At 42.0% G+C, this 1,005-nt stretch carries 1 protein-coding gene; it reads right to left on the bottom strand.

Going from position 1 to position 1,005, the window contains the following annotated elements:
• On the bottom strand, window positions 1–936 hold a 936-nt coding region (locus GJU39_RS23290), incomplete at its 3' end, for an IS256 family transposase (protein ID WP_154283380.1).
• Window positions 937–1,005: the final 69 nt, after the last annotated feature.

Here is a 1,005-nt window from a genome sequence, read left to right as displayed (position 1 = left end):
CGGTACAGGATATTTTTTGCCCCATTTCTCATCCAGAGCTATCAGGTTCTCATAACCTTGTTCTTTAGTCAGAGCCTGATAAACGGGTTTTAAGTCTGCCATAAATGGCTTCTTATCTTTTTCAGCCACATATCTTAAGCTGTTACGGATCTGATGTACTACACAAGTTTGTACTTCAGTTTTTGGAAAGATTGCTGCGATAGCCTCAGGAAATCCCTTTAAGCCATCAACACAAGCGATCAGCATATCCTGCATTCCCCTGTTTTTTAAATCAGTTAAAACAGCCAACCAAAATCTGGCACCCTCACTTTCCGATAAATACATCCCTATAAGGTCCTTCTTGCCATCCAGAGAGACACCCAGAATATTATATACAGCACGCGTAATTACGCCGCTTCCTTCGCGAACCTTATAATGCATACAATCAAGATAAACGAAAGCGTAAACTGAGTCTAAAGGGCGCTGTCGCCACTCATTCATTGCCGGGATTACCTTATCTGTAATTGAAGATAGCGTAGCTGCAGAGATGTCCATCTGGTACATTTCCTTGATATATTTGGTGATGTCCCTGGTGCTTAAACCCAGGCCATAAAGACCAATCACCTTATCTTCAAGTTCCTCTGTAATAATTACCTGTCGTTTGGGTAAAACTACAGGATCGAAACTGCCCGCCCGATCCCGGCTAGTTTCGAGATCAAACTCGCCAGAGATACTTTTGACGCGTTTGGCAATTTTGCCGTTGCGTCTATTGGATGCCCCTGTGGCTTTTTCTTCCTGTAGATGTGCATCTAGCTCACCTTCAAGCGCGGCTTCCAGAAAGTGTTTTAATAAGGGAGCAAAAATGCCTTTTTCACCATTAAGTGGCTTACCAGCATACATGCCTTTGATCGCCTCAGCTTTGAAACGCTCAAAATCGAAGTCGTTGTTCTCACTCATAATCTGTATCATAAAGTTAAAAAATCAAATTCTTAATTCCTTAACTGACACAGTTCATTTTACAATCTC

Origin of the sequence: Pedobacter petrophilus, assembly GCF_009674725.1 — a bacterium.
Lineage (GTDB): Bacteria > Bacteroidota > Bacteroidia > Sphingobacteriales > Sphingobacteriaceae > Pedobacter > Pedobacter petrophilus.
The sequence above is the reverse complement of the archived record's forward strand: the minus strand, read 5'-3'. Positions and strand labels throughout refer to the sequence as shown.